The 20,925-nt window shown below is 56.6% G+C and carries 15 protein-coding genes and 1 pseudogene; 2 read left to right on the forward strand and 14 right to left on the reverse strand.

The features are described 5' to 3' along the window. Positions 1–202: 202 nt before the first annotated feature. The 5 genes from I6L45_RS19390 to I6L45_RS19410 form a co-directional block, all read right to left on the reverse strand. The gene (locus I6L45_RS19390; protein ID WP_216982997.1) at positions 203–1,303 is read right to left on the reverse strand and encodes a dihydrolipoamide acetyltransferase family protein; all 1,101 of its coding nucleotides are present in this window, start codon (positions 1,301–1,303) and stop codon (positions 203–205) included. A 94-nt stretch (positions 1,304–1,397) separates the two neighbouring features. Next, positions 1,398–2,384: an alpha-ketoacid dehydrogenase subunit beta gene (locus tag I6L45_RS19395; protein WP_216982998.1), complete on the reverse strand. Its 987-nt coding sequence runs from the start codon at positions 2,382–2,384 to the stop codon at positions 1,398–1,400. Next, positions 2,381–3,472: a pyruvate dehydrogenase (acetyl-transferring) E1 component subunit alpha gene (pdhA, locus tag I6L45_RS19400; RefSeq protein ID WP_216982999.1), complete on the reverse strand. Its 1,092-nt coding sequence runs from the start codon at positions 3,470–3,472 to the stop codon at positions 2,381–2,383. The genes I6L45_RS19395 and pdhA overlap by 4 nt, the downstream gene beginning before the upstream one ends. A 270-nt stretch (positions 3,473–3,742) precedes the next feature. After that, positions 3,743–4,768, reverse strand: coding sequence for a succinylglutamate desuccinylase (gene astE / locus I6L45_RS19405; protein WP_216983000.1), 1,026 nt, complete (start codon positions 4,766–4,768; stop codon positions 3,743–3,745). A 270-nt stretch (positions 4,769–5,038) separates the two neighbouring features. After that, on the reverse strand, positions 5,039–5,248 hold the full coding sequence (locus I6L45_RS19410; protein ID WP_043759354.1) for a DUF1127 domain-containing protein: 210 nt from the start codon (positions 5,246–5,248) through the stop codon (positions 5,039–5,041). 511 nt (positions 5,249–5,759) lie between these two features. Here I6L45_RS19410 and I6L45_RS19415 point away from each other — a divergent pair. Then, positions 5,760–6,653 carry a DNA replication terminus site-binding protein gene (locus tag I6L45_RS19415; RefSeq protein WP_216983001.1) on the forward strand — a complete coding sequence of 298 codons (894 nt, stop codon included), beginning with the start codon at positions 5,760–5,762 and terminating at the stop codon, positions 6,651–6,653. Positions 6,654–6,748: 95 nt separating this feature from the next. Here the strand turns inward: I6L45_RS19415 and I6L45_RS19420 are convergent, their stop codons facing one another. The 4 genes from I6L45_RS19420 to I6L45_RS19435 form a co-directional block, all read right to left on the reverse strand. Beyond that, entirely contained in the window at positions 6,749–10,609 is a 3,861-nt protein-coding gene (locus I6L45_RS19420; protein WP_216983002.1) for a DEAD/DEAH box helicase, read from the reverse strand. Positions 10,610–10,791: 182 nt separating this feature from the next. Beyond that, positions 10,792–11,448, reverse strand: coding sequence for a YceH family protein (locus tag I6L45_RS19425; RefSeq protein ID WP_134695116.1), 657 nt, complete (start codon positions 11,446–11,448; stop codon positions 10,792–10,794). 140 nt (positions 11,449–11,588) lie between these two features. After that, positions 11,589–12,032, reverse strand: a complete 444-nt coding sequence (locus I6L45_RS19430; protein ID WP_216983003.1) for a glycine zipper 2TM domain-containing protein — start codon at positions 12,030–12,032, stop codon at positions 11,589–11,591. 167 nt (positions 12,033–12,199) lie between these two features. Continuing rightward, positions 12,200–13,837 carry a PglL family O-oligosaccharyltransferase gene (locus tag I6L45_RS19435; protein ID WP_216983004.1) on the reverse strand — a complete coding sequence of 546 codons (1,638 nt, stop codon included), beginning with the start codon at positions 13,835–13,837 and terminating at the stop codon, positions 12,200–12,202. Positions 13,838–14,096: 259 nt separating this feature from the next. On the opposite strand from I6L45_RS19435, the pseudogene I6L45_RS19440 reads away from it, so the two are divergent. Next, a pseudogene (locus tag I6L45_RS19440) lies at positions 14,097–15,258 on the forward strand (IS3 family transposase). Between the two features lie 117 nt (positions 15,259–15,375). Here the strand turns inward: I6L45_RS19440 and I6L45_RS19445 are convergent. The 5 genes from I6L45_RS19445 to I6L45_RS19465 are packed head-to-tail and all read right to left on the reverse strand — an operon-like array spanning position 15,376 to position 20,923. Then, on the reverse strand, positions 15,376–16,656 hold the full coding sequence (locus I6L45_RS19445) for a sugar transferase (RefSeq protein WP_216983005.1): 1,281 nt from the start codon (positions 16,654–16,656) through the stop codon (positions 15,376–15,378). 11 nt (positions 16,657–16,667) lie between these two features. Further along, positions 16,668–17,798, reverse strand: coding sequence for a glycosyltransferase family 4 protein (locus tag I6L45_RS19450; protein WP_216983006.1), 1,131 nt, complete (start codon positions 17,796–17,798; stop codon positions 16,668–16,670). Continuing rightward, on the reverse strand, positions 17,795–18,889 hold the full coding sequence (locus tag I6L45_RS19455; RefSeq protein WP_254204351.1) for a glycosyltransferase: 1,095 nt from the start codon (positions 18,887–18,889) through the stop codon (positions 17,795–17,797). The genes I6L45_RS19450 and I6L45_RS19455 overlap by 4 nt, the downstream gene beginning before the upstream one ends. 1 nt (position 18,890) lies before the next feature. Then, positions 18,891–19,670 carry a glycosyltransferase family A protein gene (locus tag I6L45_RS19460; protein WP_216983007.1) on the reverse strand — a complete coding sequence of 260 codons (780 nt, stop codon included), beginning with the start codon at positions 19,668–19,670 and terminating at the stop codon, positions 18,891–18,893. Beyond that, the gene (locus tag I6L45_RS19465; protein ID WP_216983008.1) at positions 19,667–20,923 is read right to left on the reverse strand and encodes a lipopolysaccharide biosynthesis protein; all 1,257 of its coding nucleotides are present in this window, start codon (positions 20,921–20,923) and stop codon (positions 19,667–19,669) included. Before I6L45_RS19465 ends, I6L45_RS19460 begins: the two co-directional genes overlap by 4 nt. Between the last annotated feature and the right edge of the window lie 2 nt (positions 20,924–20,925).

Genomic DNA, 20,925 nt, shown 5'->3' on the forward strand with positions numbered 1-20,925 from the left:
TAAACCTGTATTCAAAATAATTACTTATGCTTTTCAGCGGATAAAGCTCAAAAAACGGGATTAACTTATGAACAACAGGAAAAGATGCAAAACATCATATTCATTGACATAACTATCGCCCTTTCAAGCTGGTTGAGATTATACGTCCCTTTGTCGATTACGCAAACAAATTTGTACCCTGCCAGAGGCAGGGTACAAACGCTTATACCTCCGCAGATTCCAGTGCCTGAACCAGGGCTTTGAGGAAGCGTGCCGCCTCGCCGCCGGTACAGGCCCGGTGGTCGAACGTCATCGACAGCGGCAGTGCCCTGACCGGACGCGCTTCCCCATGCACGAACACTACCTTCTCGAACAGTTTCCCCGCCCCTATGATGGCCACCTGGGGTGGCGTGACGATGGGGCTGGCGTAACGGCCCGCGATGGCGCCGAAGTTGGTGAGCGTGATGGTCGCCCCCTGCAGCATCTCCCGCGGCACGGCCCGCGCCTTCACGTCGGCGATCATCCGATCCAGCCCCTGGCGGATGTCAGCCCTGCCCCGCTCTGCCACATTCTCCATCACCGGCACATAGAGCCCGTGTCTGGAATCCACGGCAATGGCCACGTTGACCTCCTTGAACAGGCGCCGCGACAGGGTGTCTCCGTCAAACCAGGCATTCATGGAAGGCTCGGCCCGACAGGCGACGCCAATCGCCTTGATGAGGCGCACCGTCACGTCTTCATCAGCCCGCCAGTGGCGCAAGTCCACCTCATCCGTGATGCTGACCGGCACCACAGTCTGGTGGGAGTGCTCCATCGCTTTTGCCATGGCCCGCCGCGATCCCTTGAGGAATTCGTTGCCGCTCTCCTGCTGGGCCTCGAAGGCGCTCTGCACGTCCTGTTCGGTTACCATGCCGGCGCTGCCGCTGCCCTTGATCCTGTCGATGTCCAGTCCCAGCTTCTGCGCCAACAGGCGCACCGCTGGCATGGCCTGCACCAGGCTGCCACCGGGGGCCATGGCACCCACCACGAAGTGATCCTCGATGTGCTGCTGATGGGAGCTCACCTTGCCCACCACGGTTCCGTCGTCTTCCCCCCCTTCGAATTCCACCAGGGGGGCGCCGATGTGCAGGATATCCCCCTCCTGGCCGCACAGCCGGGCGATCACCCCTGCCACCGGCGAGGGCACATCCACCAGCGCCTTGGCGGTCTCCACCGACAACAGCACCTGATCGACACTCACGGTATCGCCGGCACTCACCTTCCATTCGACGATCTCGGCCTCGGCCAGTCCTTCACCCAGATCCGGTAATTTGAAAAATTTCATGACCCGTTCTCCATCCGCAGAGACATCACCAAAAGTTGACAGCATGCATGGCTGAGTGTTGCCCGGCCGCCTGCTCGCAGACATCCTTGCAACGTCATAGCCATTTGTTCTCCATCAGCTGGCGAGCCGCATCCGCAATATCCTGCTCGGTGATGAGGTAATACTCCTCGTTGCGATAGTAGGGGACGGCGGCATCCACCCCGGTCAGCCTCCTGGGGGGAGCCTTGAGGCTGGTGAGCGCCTCCTCGGTCACCCGCGCCACTATCTCGGCCCCCACCCCGAAGCTGCCGCAGGCCTCGTGCACCACCAGCAGACGCCCGGTCTTGCGTACCGAAGTCAGGATGGTCTCCATGTCCAGTGGCTTGATGGTGGCGAGATCCAGCACCTCGCACTGGATGTCCTGCTCCGCCAGCTGCGCGGCTGCCCGCATCACCTCCTGGATGCAGGCCCCCCAGGCGACCACGGTCAGATCCCGGCCCGGTCTCAGGGTGAAACAGACATCCAGGGGCAGGCCGACGCCGTCATCCACCACGTCCGACTTCATGGAGCGATAGATGCGATCAGGCTCGAAGAAAAGCACAGGATCCGGGTCGCGAATGGCCGAAAGCAACAGACCATAGGCCCGTCTCGGGCTGGAGGGGATGACCACTCTCAGCCCGGGGATGTGGGCAAACAACGCCTCCACGCTCTCGCTGTGGTGTTCGGGGGAGTGGATGCCGGCCCCATAGGGCGAGCGGTATACGATGGGGCAGGTGAGGCGGCCACGGGTGCGGTTGCGCATGCGTGCCGCCTGGCAGACGATCTGCTCCATGCCGGGGAAGATGAACCCCTGGAACTGGAACTCGGCGACGGGCTTGAGCCCCTGGGTCGCCATGCCCACCGCCACCCCGGCGATCAGCCCCTCTGCCAGCGGCGTGTCTATCACCCGCTTGAAGCCGAACTTGTCGCGCAGGCCCACGGTGGCACGAAACACCCCGCCGTTGACCCCCACGTCCTCTCCCAGCACCACCACGTCGGGGTCGTGTTCCATCTCGTGGTGCAACGCCAGATTGACGGCCTCGAGCAACGTCATATCACTCATGCTTCCTCCCCGCCATGCTGTTGCATGCCCTTGGCGATGATGCGCCGACGCTGGGCGCGATAGTCCTTCGGCAGCTCGGCAAACTGGTAATCCAGCAGGGTTTCCGGCGCCTGGGGCGTCACGGCCTCATAGGCAGCGACGGCGCGATCGACTTCCCGACTTGCCTCCGCAAGCAGCGCCTGCTCCAGCGCTTCATCCCACCACCCCTGCCCGGCCATGAACTGGCGCAGCCGCTTGACAGGCTCCTTGGCCCAGGCGGCCTCCACCTCGGCGCCGTCGCGATAACGGGTCGCATCGTCGGCGGTGGTGTGATCCCCGAGCCGGTAGCTGACCGCCTCGATGAGGGTCGGCCCCTTGCCGCTGCGGGCACGCTCGATGGCGGTGCGGGTCGCATCGAAGACGGCCACCACGTCGTTGCCGTCGACCTGGATGCTGCGCACCCCTGCTCCTATCCCTTTCTGGGCCAGGGTCGGGGCGCTCGACTGCAGCTTGCGGGGCACCGAGATGGCCCACTGGTTGTTGTTGATGATCATCACCATGGGGAGATGCCAGACCCCAGCGCAGTTGAGCCCCTCAAGGAAGTCCCCCTTGGAGGTACCGCCGTCGCCGATGGTGACCACGGCCACCCTGGGCTGGTTGCGCAGCTTGAAGGCGGCGGCCACTCCGGCGGCGTGGGTGATCTGGGTCGCGATGGGCACGCAGATGGGCAGATCTTCCGACAGCTCGCCATCAGCCTTGTAAAAGACGCTGCCCCTCTCATCCCCGCCCCAATACTGCAGGTTCTGCTCCATGGGTACCCCGCGCACGTAGAGGGTGGGCATGTCCCGATAGTAGGGCACATAGACATCCTGAGGCTGCATGGCGAGACCGACCCCTATCCCCACCGCCTCGGCGCCGAGGTGGGAGGGGAAAGTGCCGAGCTTGCCGGTCCGCTGCAGTGCAATCGCTTTCTTGTCGTAGCTGCGCACCATCACCATGTTGCGGTAGAAGGTGTGCAGTATCGCCTTGTCCAGCCAGGTCGGCAGTGTTGCGACCGGGCGCCCCTCCTCATCGAGGTAACGAAGGAAGGGGATGTCGACATGGGTCATAACTGGCTCCTTGCCGTTGTCATCGTCACCACCATGAGGTGACCCTTAGAATGTAAATAGAATGTTAACCAAAGGGCAATGGGATTCAGACAGATAAGACCAGTAGAAACTTCTTTAATTTCTGAAAGGCAGTGAATTTTCGGCGAGCAGAAACGTAGAAGGGAGCCTATTCAGGCTCCCTTCCATAGTGAGTTCGGGATCACTTCTCCCCGAAGAGCGGCGCTGTCGGCCGCCCGGGGCGCGGGTTTGCTTCGAGAAGGCAGACCCGAGTCACTCCCACAAGCGGGTAGGCACCACCAGCAGCATGGTGCGCTGGCCGATGGCCACGTTGGCATTGGGGAAGACCACCGCCTCCCGCGGTTTTTCTACCTTGTATTGCAGATTCCCGTCTTCGGCCAGCACAAACCCCTGGGGAAACTCGGTGAAATTGTCCACGTCGCTGGCAAACAGGAAGCGGAACTGGGCCGACTGCTTGTTGATGACGCGATCGATGGTAAAGATAGTGAAGTCATCCGCCTGCCACGGCTCGAGCTGCACCTCGTCCTGGGTCACCAGCTCCTGCAACGCCTGGCGCGCCTCGATGAAACGGGTCATGTCGTTCTCGCCGAAGGGGCGTACCTTGCCCAGCTCCACGGTGAAGGCATGGGCGCCGTGCTGGTGCGAGCTGTAATAGCTGAAGGTGGTGGTCGGACCGCTCGAAAGCAGTATGGTGCGCACGCCGCAGGCCCCGAGGAAGCGCACCTGCTCCTTGCAGTGCGGACGCTCGTGGGGGAAGGGATAGACGGCGAACTTCTCGTGGCGCGAGCCGCGGATGGCGGTGTGCAGATCGTAGTGATAGCGGGGTCTGGCCGGGTTGGCAAAGAAGCGGCTCACATACTGCTCCAGGCGCATGGCGCGAATGCGCTCCCGGTTGCACAGCCCCTCCCCCCTGCTGTGGGCGCCGGAGAAGAGCCGGTTCATGTTCTCTTCCACCTCCCGCAGCCCCTGGTTCATGGCTGCGGGGTTGCCAAAGAGGAACAGCACCCGGTGACGGGCCCTGAGCTCCCCGCTGAGCAGCCGGCTCAGCAGCTGGTTGCAGATCTCGATGGGAGCGGTCTCGTTGCCGTGGATGCCGCAGGAGAGCACGATATCCTTGCGCCCCCCCGGCAGCTCCCCTGCCCCACGGGCAGGTTCCAGGCAGAGCACACCTGTGTCCCATACGCTCACTCTGGTGCCATCAGGCAGATCGAAGGCGAAAGGATCAAGCTGCCACTCGTGGCGGCGTGTCAGGGCCAAAAAGTCATGCTGGGGAATCATCCATCTCACCCTCTTGTCGGGAATACCATGGGCGGATTATACGTAAAGCGGGCGGGCTGAAAATCAGTTTTTAAACAAATTCAAACAGTAAGGATACAAAATTAACAACTGATGATGGCTGCTCGTGAGGCACGAACATAAGGGGGAGCAAAAGGCAGGGAGCCGTATCGGGGGGCTGCAACACACAGGGAGAAAATCAGGCCTCAGGTCGGGCCACGGGCATCATGCCCAAATAATCAGCAAAAAAACGAGGCATCCATGCCCGGCTGATCAACCACGCCAGAACGGCTTGGTGGTCTCTTGATAGCGGTCGGCTTCGTTCAGACCGATGTCCTTGAGCAGGTAGGCGGGCAGCTCGGAGAGCTGGCGACGGCTGCGGCTGCGTTCCAGCCAGGTCAGTACGGTCATCTTGGCGCGAGCAACCAGATTCGATTCGCTGGAATGCTGGTAACCGGCTTCGGTATAAGTCATGTTGGCCATGATATGGCTCCTCTCTCTAGTTCTGCGCAAGGCTCGGATTTGATGCGCAGAGCTTAGTCAGGCCGCCGAGGCGTCTCAATTGACGAATTTTGATACATGACATTAGTAAAAGTAATGGTTGATGTCGCCACACCTAACACTGTAACTACATGAATTATATGCAAAATAACAACCAAGAATCACCTTTGACCACTCGGCAGCATTTTCTCCTGCATCCCGGGCTTCTAACTATGCACTTTCCCATGTTAGCTATGCACTGGTCACCAGGGCGGCAACGAGCGCCCCGGGCGCCCTCACCGTCAATTGTTAACGATTGGATCATTTAAAGATCGTTATTTAACAGAAAGATACTGATGGGTAACTCGGCCTGGCCGCCAGACTGATTGCACCGCTTGGGGTGAAAAAGGGGCACTTGGCACTCTGTCGACATGCTGGTATGGTTATTTATACAGTAGTTTATCATGCTGCCCTCCCCGGTGAACGATGGAGAGGCCACACACAGGACCTGCCGATGGATACCTTCACCCCCACCGCCGCCCTGCGTCAGCAGATGGCCCTGCTGGAAGAGGCCCTGGCCCGCCTCGCCCGGCAGCTCGGCCAGCTCGATTTGCTGGAGGCCCATGTCTATCCTCTCCCTCCCGTAGCGCAGGGGGAAGAGCACGATCCCATCGAGACCATCGACGTGGGCCACCTCTCGGGCGAGGCGGCGCTGGCCGCAACCCTGGCGGCCTTTCAGGATCACAGCGCCCGCCCCGGCTGCTCCACCAAGGCCACGCACCGGCTGCCGGGCTGGCTGCGCTTCCCCGCCGCCAGCGCTGCACGGCTGCGCCCGCTGCTCGAAGAGATCAACGGCCACAAGCTCACTTTCAAGACCCTGGTACAGGCCGCCGGCGGACGGGACGAGAAGTTCGAGCTGGTGCACGGCGCCCTGCCCGGCGTCATCACCCTGCAGGTCTATCGCAAGCTGACCCTGCTCGCGGGGGAGCTCCACTCCCTCGGCTTCACCTGGGCCGACAAGCAGAGCATCAGCCGCCTCAGCCGCGAGCAGGTGCTGGAGATGCTTGAGCGCAGCCGCCGCTACATCCCGGCGCTGTCGGACAACGAGGAGTGGAGCAAGATGGTGGATCAGGAGGTGTACGACATTCGCCGCCTGCCGGCGGATGCCGAGCTTCGGATCCGCCGGCCGGTCAAGACCCACCCCATGATCAACCTGCTATGGCAAGACAGGGAGCCACGCAAGCAGCAGCTCAAGGCGAGCCTGCCGCTGCTGCTCTGCTCCGACACGTCCCCCGCAATCACCCACCTGGGGCACTACCCGCCCAAGCTGCGCCAGGCGCGGCGAGATCGCAAGATTGGCGGCGATCCCATCATAGAGCGGCTGCACCTCTACCTCTATCAGGGGTAACACGGGCAATAACGCTCCTCACCGGCACCGGCCGACCACACAACCCCAAAACGACGAGGGGGAGCATGATGCTCCCCCTCGTCCATGATTGCCCGTCAGCTCATCAACAGGGCCCGCAGACTCTCCACATCCAGCCCCTTCACCTCGGACTGGCCGCTCAGGAGACCGTCTGCCAGGGCCCGCTTCTCGTCGTGCAGCGCCACTATCTTCTCCTCCACCGTCTGCTCGCACACCAGCCGGTATACGGTCACCGGCTGGGTCTGCCCCATGCGGTGGGCCCGATCGCTCGCCTGATCCTCCACCGCCGGGTTCCACCAGGGGTCCAGGTGCAAGACGGTATCGGCCTGGGTCAGGTTGAGCCCGGTCCCCCCCGCCTTGAGGCTGATGAGAAACAGGGGCACCGCCTCGTGGCGAAAACGCAGGATGGACTCCTGACGGGACTTGGCGGAGCAGCCGCCGTCCAGATAGCAGTAGTCCCACTGGCGCTGCTCGATGCGGCTGCGCAGCAGGCTCAGCAGATCGACGAACTGGCTGAACACCAGCACCCGGTGGCCACCGTCGATGGCCTCGTCCAGCAGCGCCATGGCCTCGTCCAGCTTGCTGCTGGTCTGGGACCACTCCGGCATCACCAGCTGGGGGGAGCAGCAGAGGCGCCGCAGCCGGGTCAGGCCGCTCAGCACGTGCATCAGGGCCCGGCCATCGGCGCTTTGCACCTGCTGCACCACCTCGCGCCGCGTCGCCTCGTAGAGCTGACGCTCCTCCGGGGAGAGACTGATGTGGTGGATGATCTCGGTCTTGTCCGGCAGCTCTTTCAGCACCTGTTGCTTGAGGCGACGCAGGATGAAGGGGCTGATCACCGCCCGCAGCATCGCCATGTGCTGGGGATCCTTCACCGCCTTGCCGAAGCGGCGCTTGAACTCCCCGAGGCTGCCGAGCAGGCCGGGGTTGATGAAGCTGAACAGGCTCCACAGCTCCCCTAGATGGTTCTCGATGGGGGTGCCGGAGAGGGCCAGGCGAAAATCACCGTCGAGCTGGAACAGCAGCTTGGCGCGCTGGGTGCCGGCATTCTTGATCTGCTGCGCCTCGTCCAGCACCATGCTCGCCCAATGGCGGGACTTGAGGGACTGGGAGAGGCTGCCAAGCATGCCGTAGTTGACCAGGACGATCTGCCCGGCCCTGGCCTCCTGGATAAGCGTCGCCCGCTCGGCGGGGTTGTCGAACACCACTACCTCCAGCTCGGGGGCGAACCGCGCCACCTCTTCCTGCCAGTTGGTGACCACTGACTTGGGTACCACCACCAGGGCGGGGCCCAGGTGCTGGCGCATGCGCAGTACGATGAGCGCCTGCAGCGTCTTGCCAAGGCCCATGTCGTCAGCCAGGCAGGCCCCGAAGCCGTGGTGCGCCAGGGTCGCCATCCAGCGCACCCCCTCCTTCTGATAGTCCCGCAGCGCCGTCAGGAGCTCGGGCGGGCAGCTCACCTCCTGTTGCCACTCCTGCTGCAGGGCGTGCCAGGCGTCGTCTCCCTCCGTGGTAATGACGGAGAGCAGGCGGGTGAGCGGGTAGGCCAGCTTGTGGCTGATGCGCTGCTCGCCGTCCAGCATGGCCCCCAGCACGGTGAGGCGCTCCACCAGCTTGTCGCTCAGCATCAGGCTGGTCTTCTCGTCTAGCTGGACGGTGCGCTGACCCGGGGTCAGCTGGCGCAGGATGAGGCGCAGATCGAGGATCTGGTGCTCGTCCAGCGCCAGGGCCCCCTCCACCTGGAACCAGTCCTGGCGCCGCTCGATGCGCAGGCTCAGGGCCGCCTCGTCCAGGCTCTTGAGCCTTGCGCTGTCCTGATGCCAGTGCACGACCACACCGGCGTCCACCAGTTCGGGCAGGGCGTTGACCAGGGTCAGCGCCTGCTCGCCATCCAGCTTCCACTCGATGCCGGGCAGGCCGATGGGCAGCTGGTTGCGCAGCCGCTGGGCCTCCGCCTTCTCGGCGGCCAGATCTCGCTGCCAATAGTGGTACTCGCGGATCCCCTGGCGCACGATGGCCTCCCCCTTGCCAAGGGGCAAGGGGGGCAGTTCGCCCTCGCGGGTCACCAGCTGGACCACCAGCTGTCCCTCCTGCCAGTCCAGCTGGACCGAGGGGACGCCGGGCCAGGGGGCCAGCTCGGCATTGCCCGCAAGCCCCGCCACCTGGCTGTGCCAGGGGAGATCCGGGATGCCATCCAGGACCCGTTGCAGCTCCTCCAGCCCCGCCGGTGGCAGCATCGGAATGGAGGCCAGCGCAGGCAGTCTGTCGACCAGCGCCTGGGGAGTCAGGATCAGCTGCCACAGATCCTGGGCCAGGGGCACGATATGGGCGCCACGGGCCGCGGCAGCCGGGCTCAGCAAGGCGCTCATGTGCGCCTCCTGAGGCGCCTGCTCGCCGGCACCGTCAACCCGCACTATCTGCAGCAGGGGGGCGCTGATGGCCAGTTGAAGCCTCTGCCCCCTGGCATTGAACAGACGCGGGTGGCTCGCCAGGGGCTCCCAGGCGTCTCGCGGCAACTTGCCCATGTTGCGTGGCAGGGTGCGCACCAGCGCCCAGTCCGCCTCGTCCAGCAGGCTGGCGTACTGGGTGGAGAGCAGGGCCGGATCGACCCGGCGCCCGGCGGTCCACTCCCCCTTGGTGCTCTGCTTCTGGATCTTGCATTCGAGCTCGGGCCCCTCGGCGTGGAGCAGCCAGACCAGCCGCTCCTGCGGCTTGCGCACGCCGCTCGAGCGCCCCAGCCCCTGCAACCAGTTGAGCCAGTTGGCCGACGCGGGCGCCTTGCCCTCGTCATCCGGCTCAGCCTCCTCCTGGGTGGCGACACGCAAGGCGTGCAGCGGGGCATGGCGCGCCTCCCTCCCCAGCAGGAGCCGCAGCAGATCCTGGCAGAAGGCCATCAGCCGGTGGCGGGGCTCGGCCCCCAGCACGTGGGAGAGGTCCCACTTGTGCAGTATGGCTACCTGGGGGCTCTGCTCGCCGTGGCGCGCGAGGGCGCAGAGATCGAGCCAGAGGTAGCCCCAATGGAGCTCTTCCGGCGGCAACTGCAGGGTATCGAACAGGCCGACGGCCTGACCGTGGCGATCACCGGCCCACTGCCCCAGCAGATCCGCCAGCAGAGGGAAGCCATGACCCAGGCTGCGCTGCCACTTCTTGCGCTGTTCGCTGGCCCGCACGGGATCCGCCTGTTGCAGCCACCCCAGCCAGAGCAAGGCGCTGAACACCCTGGGCCAGGAGACGGCTCCCTGCCCCCGCCACTGCTCGAGGGCCCCCAGGAGCCGCTCGAGCAGGGGGCCTTCATCCCCCTGCTCGGCCAGTCGCTGCAGCGCCGGCCAGTGAGTGATCACCTCGCCGCCGAGCGGGCCGCAGAGCCACGCCCACTCGGCAGCCAGCGCATCGGCCTGCACCGTCAGTGCCGGACCACAGGCCGCGACCACCGGGGTCAGCGGCCAATTCGCGTCCGGCTCCGCATCCAGCAGGGTCTGCAGGGCGAAGTGTTCCAGCAGCAGGGTTTGCCAGGCCGGGCTCGAGCCCGGCAGCAGGCGGTGGGCATCGGGCAGATCCAGCAGGCTCAGGAGGTCGGCGCTCGAGGAGTAGGACGGGATCTGCCCCGCCTCCCCCAGACAGAGCTGGCGCACCACCCCTTGTGCCATCTCCTGCCCCGTGACCGAGGGCACCCGGCTCCAGTCCGGCATGGGGCACTCCCCCGCTCGCACCGCCAGGATCAGGGTCAGGGTCCCCTCCGCCGTCAGGCTCCACTGCTGCTCCGTACGCTGTCGGATCAGTCCCAGGTGTTGCAGCCGGTTCAAGGTGTCGGTCAGCGTTCGCTCGGGCGTGTGCTGCGGGTACAGCGTGTCTTGCAGGTAACGGGTGCTGGCGGCGCGCTGCAGTTGCAGCTCGCTGAGCAGGGCATGGCAATCCGAAGAGAGGGTGAAGGCTGACATCGGAACTCACGGGCAGATGCAAAGGCGGAATTTTAACGGGAAAGCGGCGGCGGCTCGACCCTTAAGGATCAAATAGTGCAAAAAAAGCGGAGGATAATGCCGGATGGGTCGCCCACCAGAAGGTTGGCCGGCGCAATAAAAGAGGCGCCGCAGCGCCTCATGAGGGGGATCTGGCTTGGCGCTCAGCCTTCTAGCTGTGCCAGGCGGGCTTCCAGGGCCTGCAACTGCGCCTTGAGGGTCGCGACCTCCTCCTCCAGGGCCGTCAGCCTGTCCGCCGCCGGCGAGGCATGGCTGCCGCCAGCAGGCGTCTGCTCGGCCAGGGCATCCAGATCTATCTCCCCGCTGAACAGGTGGGCGTAACGGGACTCCCGCTTGCCCGGCTCCCGGGGCAGCTTGACCACGTAGGGGCCGCGCTCGATGAGCCCGGCCAGCACCCCGTCCACCTCGGTCACATCGTCGAAACTGCACAGGCGGTTGGTCCGCGAGCGCAGCTCACCCGGGGTCTGCGGGCCACGCAGCAGCAATTCGCAGACGATGCCGAGCTCCTGGGCCGTGAACTTGAGCTCGCCAAATTCGGTGTTGCAGAAGCGATGCTGGTAGCGGGGTACCCGGGCGTTGAAACCGGCGGTATTGACCACCAGGCGGCGGCGGATCAGTTCGTCGATCACAGCGCGGATATCGAGCTCGGCGAGCTCGAGCACGGGCTCACGGTTGCTCTTCTGGTTGCAGGCGTTGACCAGCGCATTGAGCGAGAGAGGGTACTGATCCGGCGTGCAGATCTCTTTCTCAATCAGGCAGCCGATCACGCGGGCCTCCAGTGGGCCAAGTACTATCTCCATGTCATACTCCCTTGCCAAACAAGACGTTAAGACGGTTATCTTAGCCAAGGCGTGCCCGCCGTCCAGCAGAGAACCCCATTTTTGCGAGCCGATGACCCCCTTGCTGCAACCTTGAGCAATCCGCCACTGCCGGCACTGCCCTAGAGCGACTTGTCGACCCGGGTATCCGCCCCCGTGGTCAGGATGCGCACCCTCTCCCCCCTGGCAAAGGTGAGTGCAGGCTCCTGATCCTGCACGACGCTGAGCAGTTTTCCCGCCTCTGTCTTGATCAACAGCTCGACCCGCGGCTTGCTCTGAACGCTGTCCCCCTGGCGGCGCCGCGAGACCTCGGCCCCCGCGACGGCCCCCACGGTAGTCGCGACTGTCTGGCCTGAGCCGCCGCCAAACTGGCTGCCCACGGCGGCGCCAAGCGCTGCGGCCCCCAGGGTGCGAAGGGGACGGGCCCCGCTCTGGTGAGACGCCGCCTGGGTGATGAGACGACTCTCCTGCACTGTGCCGTATTCCACCACGGCGCTGGTGCCCGCAAACGTGGGCGACCCCATCAGGGTGAACAGGCTGATGACGATGAATGCACTCTTCCTCACAATGTCGGCTCCGGTAACAGTCCAGACTCGATGGCACCGCCTTGCCGCGGCCAGCCATCCCTCTCGGGAGGCTACCTCATCCAAGCTGACTGCCAGCTTGCCCGGTCTGGAAATGATCACGGCCGCAAAGCGGCCGTGATGGAGATCTCGAGAGCTGTCACACCGGACTATGAAGAGGGGGCACGCTCCAGCGTCGCGGCAACCGGTTTGGCCGCCGAGCCGGTGAGCAAGGGCTCACCCGGATAGAGCATCAGGGCCTCGGTGCGCAGGTGTTCAGCCTCCCCACTGCGACCCAGGGCATTGAGGGCGATCACCATGTTGGCGTAGATGTTGGCCCTGGGGGTGTGGCGCACGAACGCCCTCCCCCAGTCGAGATAGGCCTCCAGCTCGGCCTTGTTGTTGGCCTGCAGGCCCACCATGAGGCGCACCGCATTCACGTCAAACTCCACCCGGGCCAACCAGGCCATGGGATTGACGATGTCGAGCAGGAGCGCCGGCTGTTTGTAACCGCCCCGCTCATACTTGGTCACCACCCAGGCCGTGTGAATGGCCGTCAGCATAAAGGGCACGACGATGAGGGGAATGGCGATGGCCGCGAAGCGCAACAAGAGCCAGGGGCGACAGACATATTCCCGCCAATTCGCATGATCCTGCTCCTCCACTTCCGCATCCACCACGTAGATAAGCAGCAACAGCGCCCACCACAGGGCGATGGCGTGGTAGAACGGGTATTCGGTCTGGGTATGCAGCAGAATGGGGGTCACCAGCGCCAGCAAGGCGGCACCTTTGACCCAGCCAGCCCGACTCACACGCCACAGCAGGGCAACCCCCATCAGCACCATGCCCACCATGGGAGCCAGGCCCCCTTCCACTGCCCAGTAGAGAAACTCGTTGTGGGGGTGATCGAGGTTGTATTCGATCTGCACCATGGCCGGGTTCAGCGCCTTGTCGGCCATGTAGTGATGGAGGAACACCGACTCGAAACTGCCATAACCCCAGCCGGTCCAGGGTGTCTCTGCGATAAGCTTGGCAGCGTAAGGCCAGTAGATGGAGCGCATGCCGCCGGACTGGTATATCTCCAGTCCCCGCTTTGCCCCCGCCATCCCGTACTGGGAGGCCAGCCCGAGCGCAACCCCCAGGGCCACCAGACCCAGCACCCGGCCCAGCAACCGCTCACGGTGCAACCGGGGCACGAGCAGCAGCAAGGCCAGCACCCCGCCGAGTTGCCCCACCCGGGATTGCACCACCACCAGCAGCAGGGACGTTGCCAGGATCACCCCATAGCGCAGCACCCTGAGCCAGGGGTGCGCATGGCCCCTCATCTCTAGCCAGATGGCCAGCGACAGACCGGTCGCCATAAAACTCGCCATCACGTTGGGCTGCTGAAAGATGCCGTAAGGCCGGTTGACCCGGGTGTCGTAGCCTATCCAGTTACCCGGTACCAGCAGGTAATACTGCACCAGGCCGAGCAGCGCTTCGATGGCCACCGCCCCAAGCAACAGATAAAGCAGCCTGTCGCGCGCCTCTCTATCAAAGCGCCACTGATAGAGGCTCACCAGAAACAGCAGCCCGGCAAACAGCCCCAGCAAACGGGGAATGGCGTAGTCTTTCAGCTCAAAGCCGGGATAGGCCATGGGCAACAGCAGTAGCAAACCTGCAAGCCACAAGGTCATCAGCAGCGGCGAAGCGATCAGCCGCTGGTTGAGCGTGACCTGCCATAGCCCCAGCGCCATGATCAGACTCGCGAAGATCCAGCCCCAGGCATTGAATGGCAGATAAAGCCCCGCACCGCCGGGGTTGTGCATGAAAAAATGCATGCCAAGCAGCCAGTATGATGAAAATATAATCTGTATGGAGATGGTATTCACCTGACAGTTGTCCACAAAAGGGAGTGGTCATACGGCTTCAAACCGGATAACAAAACGGTACCCCTACCGTGTTATCCGGAGTCACCGTATGACCACCAACGAGAAAGTAGCACGTCGCAAACTCAGCCTGTAGTGGTCTAATCATCCCGGACACCATTTTAGGTGGTACAGTCGCCACCATGACTCGAGGTGTTCAATGACAAGATTACGTCGCTCATTTACTGCTGAATTCAAACTCGAAGCCGCATCCCTGGTGCTCGACCAGGGGTATTCAGTCCCCGAAGCCAGCCGTTCACTGGATGTTGGTGAAACCGTACTTCGCCGCTGGGTTCAGCAGCTTCAATCCGAACGAACCGGCTCCACCCCAATCGGCAAAGCGCTGACCCCGGAGCAGCAGAAAATCCAGGAGCTTGAAGCCCGCATCAATCGGCTCGAGCGCGAGAAGGACATTCTAAAAAAGGCTACGGCTCTCTTGATGACGGACGAGTTCACACGTACGCGCTGATAGACCGATTAAGAGAGCAAGCCCCCATCACTCTGGTCTGCTGCGCTTTCGATGTTCCAACATCCTGTTTTTACGACAATCTGGCCCGCAAGCGGACGATTAACCGTGAGCGGATGCAGCAACGCAGCGAGTTGCGCCGTTTGTTCAAAGAAAGCCGCAACTCAGCGGGCAGCCTCGCCTTGATGTCGATGATGCGGGAGCTGGGGCATCTGGTTGGCCGATTCAAAGTGCGCAGTCTGATGAAGGAAGCCGGTCTGGTATCCAAGCAACCGGGCGCTCATCGCTATCAGGTCGCCCGGTCTGAGCGACCGGATATCCCCAATCTGCTGGCCCGTGAATTTGATGTCCAGCAAGCCAATCGGTGTGGTGTGGCGATATCACCTACGTCTGGGCCGCGTGTCGTTGGTATTACCTGGCCGCAGTGCTCGACCTGCATACCCGACGGGTCGTGGGCTGGGCAATGTCTGACAAGCCTGATGCAGAATTGGCAATCAAAGCGCTGGAGATGGCCTATCAGCAGCGGGGTTGCCCATCCGGTGTGCTGTTTTACTCCGACCAGGGCAGCCTATATGGTAGCCGGGCATTTCGGCAACGACTGTGGCGCTATCGCATGACCCAGAGCATGAGTCGGCGTGGCAACTGCTGGGATAACGCACCGATGGCTCGGCTGTTCAGGAGCCTGAAGTCAGAGTGGCTCCCGACAACGGGATATATGAACCTGTGGGAAGCAAAGCGGGATATCAGCTATTACCTGATGGATTACTACAACTGGCGGCGTCCACATCAACACAATGACGGGATCGCGCCAGCAAAAGCCGAAGCTCGGCCTAACCAAGTGTCCGGATTTAGTTGACCGATTTAGTTGACCACTACAACTTGCTGGCTGATTTGGGAAACAACGCCGCAACAACGCCAACTAGATCTGTACATACAATCCAATATAAATTACCCATATATTATTTCCATATACTCAACGAGCCCCGAACCCTGTCAACATTGTTTTAATAGTTTTGAACACTATTAATAAATCAAGCCACAGCGAAAAGTTCCTAATATAATAAAAGTCATATTCTAACTTTATACGAGTACTATCTGTATCAGCTGAGTAGCCATGCATCACCTGAGCCCACCCACTTATACCAGGACGGACCATATGACGATACATATAGAATGGTAATTCAGACTCAAACCTCTCCACAAAAAAACGCTGTTCAGGCCGTGGACCAATCAAGCTCATATCCCCTTTAAGAACATTAAAAAATTGCGGGAGCTCATCAACTCTATATTTACGAATAAAATTACCAACACGAGTAATCCGTTTATCAGCCTCCTGAGCAAAATATGCATTGTCTAATGATGAACTGTCATGCATACTACGAAATTTATACATTAAAAAATCTTTATTACCCAGCCCAACTCTCTTTTGCTTAAAGAAAACAGGGCCAGAACTTTCTAGCTTTATTAATATTGCCGTTATAAGTAACACCGGCATAAAAAAGGGGAGTGCAATTATAACAATCAAAAGATCAGCAAGTCTTTTTAAAAAAAAATAAAACAACGAGGGAATAGCGGAACCCAAGTCATTTTCATATAATTGCTCAACGCTCACTCGGCCTGTTAATGATGCATATATAGTTTTGCTGTGATAGATAGGTATCCCTAACAAAACGAAATCAGTTAATAATTTTTGCCATTCACTCGTCAAATCAGATGAGTGAAAGTCAGCAACTACGGCATTACCACAAAACAGAGAAAAATCAGGTTTGTGAAGAATATTCCATTCGACAGCAGTCAAGGCACACAGTTTCTGATAATTACCAACCGGGATGATAGAATACTTAACCTTGCCAGATCGTGCCCCTAAGTAATAAATAAGCCAGCAAGATACTAAAGCCAATATATACGAGTTTATAATTACTGGCCTACTATACTCAAGACGAAACAGCAGCAACACACCGAATAACATTCCATACACTGCGGTTACTGTTGGAATCATATAAGATAAAGCATTAACTCCAGGATAGCACAGCACTCGACTCAGGAAAAAACCAGCAGTAATACATGTTATAAAGATGCCTAAAAGTGAATTTATTTTTACATCATCAAGGAAATTCCAAAAATCCCCTCCCCAAAACAAAAATGCAGGTAGTAATGTTGATACCAAGGATGTAAAAAAGAACATTATTGTATAATTAAACCGTACAAGGTCATACCAACGGCCACCATATGGATAATAGCTATTATTTATCATGAAAAACTCATTTAGTTATCAACCACAGAGGTGAGCGCCATCGATATGATATCAAAATATATGCCAATGATTTTTTTTTCATCGAATCTGGCACTGACTAATTGCCTCCCAGCATTACCCATCAAGGTTCTTTGAGCTGTAGTCATTCGTATGAATGTCATCATCGCATCAGTCAATGATGAAACATTTCTAGCTTGACAGAGTAACCCGGTTTTCTCATGTAGCAGTACATCTCTACATCCAGGAACATCGGTAACAATAATTGGCTTTGCCATTGCAGCAGCTTCGATCATAGTTCTTGGCAATCCTTCGCGATAAGAAGGTAACACAATACAATCACTTTCCATTATTATAGGCCTAACATCATGTGTAGTACCGAGATATTCCAGCACACCTTCATTGATCCATTCATGCAACTGTGCATATCCAATCGCTCGTGGGTTATCAGCCTGAACATCGCCTAACAATTTAAACTTTATGTTTGGATGGCTAATGTGAATCTGCTTTGCAGCAGCAACATATTCTCCCACCCCCTTATCCCATAACAACCGCGCAATGAGCAAAAAACTAACCGAGTCATCTTCAGCAAATTTTTCTGAAGGAGAAAAAAAACTCAAATCAACGCCCTCACCAGGCAGTAACAAAGTCTTTCTTTCATCTACCAACTGTCTTGATACAAATTCCAGGCGATCATCTTCATTTAAGAAAATGACTAGCTTAGGATATTTAAAAGCGAATTTATAAAGCAATCTTACTACTTTAGGCACCCAACCATCATTCATAAAGGCATATCCTAACCCAGTGGTTATAGCCAAGGCAGGTGTGCGACAAAGATGTGCAGCAAAAGAACCATATATATTTGGTTTTACCGTATAATGGATAATTAAATCCGCATTAACTCTCTTATATATCCTCACGAAATCAAATATTACTTTTAGCTCAATAATTGGGTTGACTCCTTTAGGAGATAGAACCAACGGAATAAATGAACACCCCAAATCACAAAGCGAAAAAACTGTATTATCAGGTGGAGCAATAATGGTTATGCGATATCCATGTTGTATAAGTGCAGATAATAATCCGCGGCGAAAATTCCACATTGACCACGCTGTATTGCTCACCATACAAAGATGTTTGCTCATGTGTAGTCCTGGTACAAATTTAACCAACGCAGACAGATAGTCTCTATTGAATAATGGTTAATAACCCGAGTCCGAGCCTCCTTGGTCATCACCTCTCTCTCAAGCGGCGAGAGCATCATAGCCTGCTCAATCGCGGTAAATAGCTGCTGACTATTTTTAGAGGGGACAAGCAATCCAGCAGAGCCAACCACTTCCCTCACTCCACCACAATCGGTGGCAACCACTACCCGCTCAGTAGCCATAGCCTCAGCCACAACTAAACCAAACCCCTCCCAAGATGATGACAACACAAATATATCTGCAGCACTCATCCAATCTTCAACATCATTGCGCAGCCCCAAGAAATGAATTCGCTCGCTAATTCCTTGTGCGCTAGCGATTGTGGTTAAGTATTCTTTTTGCTCACCCTCACCTATAATGACCAACTTAACATTATTGAATCTCGAAGATAACATCGCAAATGCGGCAAGCAAATTTGTATAGTCCTTGGCAGCGGTCAGTCTACCTACCGAAATTAACAATATGTTATTGTCATCAATCCCAAGCTGAGAGCGTAATTTATTTCTGACTGTGGCGTTAAAATAAAAACGTTCCGTATCAATACCGTTATACATGACTTTCATTCGCCCGGCAGATACCGCACCTTGTTTAATAAACGCCTCAACTGCCTCTTGACTCACATTTGTGTTAAGATCACACAACATTTCGGTAAACCGGTATGCCAATATCCGCCACCCTCTACCCTCATTAACACTATGCGCAGAGCAGATAAGTTTCGGAAATGATACAAATAATCGTAATAACCGAGCAAAAATATTTGCATGCACCATATGGCTATGCACCACATCCGGTTTATATTGATTAAGTAACCTGATCGCCTGCCAGTATGCTTTGAAAACACTAAATGGAGTTTTCCTCATCTGCAGTGAAACGATGTCTGCTGCAGTCGAATGTGGGCGATTGCTAATTTCACCGGTCATCGAGATAATTAATATATGGTGGCCCAACCTAATAAGTTGATCTGCCAAATCGCACACTTGTCGTTCAGCGCCCCCTATACCAAGACCAGTGATTATCATCGCAATTTTCATGCTATTTCTTCAACCAACAGTAAAGAATACACTGGAGACTTCTGATACATGCTTTAACCTTGCCGAACAATCGAGAATCTCGGATCACTTGGTCTCGATAAAACAAACCAAAACCACATGGATTACTTCTTAGATTTTTTTTAAAATTTGAGGTATAGCCATCAGGAAGATATTCACACAAGTATATTACCTGATCTACATAAAAATTTATCTTACCTATATCGGAAATTTTATTCCATATATATAGCTCTGGTACAAACTTTTCGTTCGAGTACTCTGGAAAAGGAAATTCACGCATAACATTAGTGCGAAAAACATAAGCCAAGTCACCTTTTAACACATGCCCAGCCATGATGGGCTGCATTACCATTGACTTGTTCAATGCTGCGCCGGAGATACCAATTATGTGACCAGATAACGTCGCTCTTCTAAAACACATTCCAACAAATTCCGAGCCAATATGATTCATAACATCATATAACTTGGCAACAGCATCACCAGTTAATAAGTCATCACTATCCACAATAATAATCCAATCTCCTGTCGCATGAACCACACCTTCATTTATAGCGCGATGCTTCCCTCCGTTTTCTCTATAAAAATAACTGATAGAAAAGTCAGATTTAACTCTATAGTCAAAAATAAGATCGGCGGTACCATCAGTGCTACCGTCATCGATTACGAGCCATTCAAAGTCCCGCCTTGTCTGCTGACATAAACTGTCATACAACCTTGGTAAAACATATGCTCTATTATAAGTTGGCGTCATTATTGTGATCATTGCACGACCTTACACACGCAACTTTTATATTGATGAATGAAGTATATCGACATCGTCGCCGCCATCATCAAAAAAGCATTAACTATGTAAACGATGTATATGTCCCCAGAACGAAATATTTTTAGCAACAGCCAATAGTTGAATATGCTGACAATTGATAAAAATAACCACTTGTACATTATCAAAAAATATTTTTTGTCACGGTATAATCGTTGCATTAAAACGCTATCCACAGCGAAAAAAGAAAGCGCAGGTAACATCATAATGGCTAAGTCTGCTGCTGGTTCATAATGTTTACCAAATATAAAATAGACAATTTCATATAGCCATAACCAACCCATTAATTGCAAGGCACATGCAACTAATAACACCCCTAAACACACCGTATGTATTTTTTTTACTCTGCGTCCATATAACATCATTGGCGCTATCGACTGCACAACTATACCAAGTACAAGTACACCCTGCTCGAGCATTTGACTAGCTACACCATACATGGCTAGTTGTTCATACCCTAAGTAATGCTCGATGAAGAAACGATCAACTCTCATATAAATCAGCATCAGCATTAATGGTACCCAAAGCGCACTACCTCGACTTAGCATTACCACTGCCACTTTTTTATGCCAGTCCCAGATGCCACCTCTAAAATAAATAACAAAGCTCAGAGAAATAGCTAATAACATTGCTTCTATTGCCCTGCTTGAATAGATGATGAAATAAGATGAAAATAAAGAAGCGAGGCTAACCAAAAGCACCCTTAATAATAAAATTGCAAGACGAATAGCAACAACAATGCCTATATTTGTGGTAGCTTGATAGTAGTTGGCAATTACTGAAAATGGTTCATTAAAAATGAGCGCCACTGCCAATAGCATCAGCATTAATCTTACATCTTGATCTGCAACAATAAAATTTGCGTAGACTAATGTGACAAGCAAAGCAACAAAAGCGAAAAGTAGACGAAAAATAAATACTGAAGATAGTATCTTCCAACGCAAATGAGGATGCAAAACTAATGCCGGAACAACAACTTCCGAGCCGGCAATCAATGTAACTGATGACAATAAAATGACGGCATTGAGCGAATATAACCATTTCCCATATAATGACACACCTAGTAAATGACTAATTACCCCCTCGCAAAAAAAAACCAAACCAATGGTCACCATTTTTTCAAATAATAGAATAGTAGCATTAGTAATAATTGCGGCATATTCTCGATAAAATGCCACAACCTGGCCTAATCGCATCC

This window comes from Aeromonas sp. FDAARGOS 1415 (assembly GCF_019048365.1).
Classification (GTDB): Bacteria; Pseudomonadota; Gammaproteobacteria; order Enterobacterales; family Aeromonadaceae; genus Aeromonas; species Aeromonas taiwanensis.

Bases quoted from the DNA above. Each gene is read 5' to 3' on its own strand.
- I6L45_RS19390 (WP_216982997.1), bottom strand. From the start codon at position 1,303: ATGAAATTTTTCAAATTACCGGATCTGGGTGAAGGACTGGCCGAGGCC.
- I6L45_RS19395 (WP_216982998.1), bottom strand. From the start codon at position 2,384: ATGAGTGATATGACGTTGCTCGAGGCCGTCAATCTGGCGTTGCACCAC.
- pdhA (WP_216982999.1), bottom strand. From the start codon at position 3,472: ATGACCCATGTCGACATCCCCTTCCTTCGTTACCTCGATGAGGAGGGG.
- astE (WP_216983000.1), bottom strand. From the start codon at position 4,768: ATGATTCCCCAGCATGACTTTTTGGCCCTGACACGCCGCCACGAGTGG.
- I6L45_RS19410 (WP_043759354.1), bottom strand. From the start codon at position 5,248: ATGGCCAACATGACTTATACCGAAGCCGGTTACCAGCATTCCAGCGAA.
- I6L45_RS19415 (WP_216983001.1), top strand. From the start codon at position 5,760: ATGGATACCTTCACCCCCACCGCCGCCCTGCGTCAGCAGATGGCCCTG.
- I6L45_RS19420 (WP_216983002.1), bottom strand. From the start codon at position 10,609: ATGTCAGCCTTCACCCTCTCTTCGGATTGCCATGCCCTGCTCAGCGAG.
- I6L45_RS19425 (WP_134695116.1), bottom strand. From the start codon at position 11,448: ATGGAGATAGTACTTGGCCCACTGGAGGCCCGCGTGATCGGCTGCCTG.
- I6L45_RS19435 (WP_216983004.1), bottom strand. From the start codon at position 13,837: ATGCACAACCCCGGCGGTGCGGGGCTTTATCTGCCATTCAATGCCTGG.
- I6L45_RS19445 (WP_216983005.1), bottom strand. From the start codon at position 16,656: ATGATAAATAATAGCTATTATCCATATGGTGGCCGTTGGTATGACCTT.
- I6L45_RS19450 (WP_216983006.1), bottom strand. From the start codon at position 17,798: ATGAGCAAACATCTTTGTATGGTGAGCAATACAGCGTGGTCAATGTGG.
- I6L45_RS19455 (WP_254204351.1), bottom strand. From the start codon at position 18,889: ATGAAAATTGCGATGATAATCACTGGTCTTGGTATAGGGGGCGCTGAA.
- I6L45_RS19460 (WP_216983007.1), bottom strand. From the start codon at position 19,670: ATGATCACAATAATGACGCCAACTTATAATAGAGCATATGTTTTACCA.
- I6L45_RS19465 (WP_216983008.1), bottom strand. From the start codon at position 20,923: ATGCGATTAGGCCAGGTTGTGGCATTTTATCGAGAATATGCCGCAATT.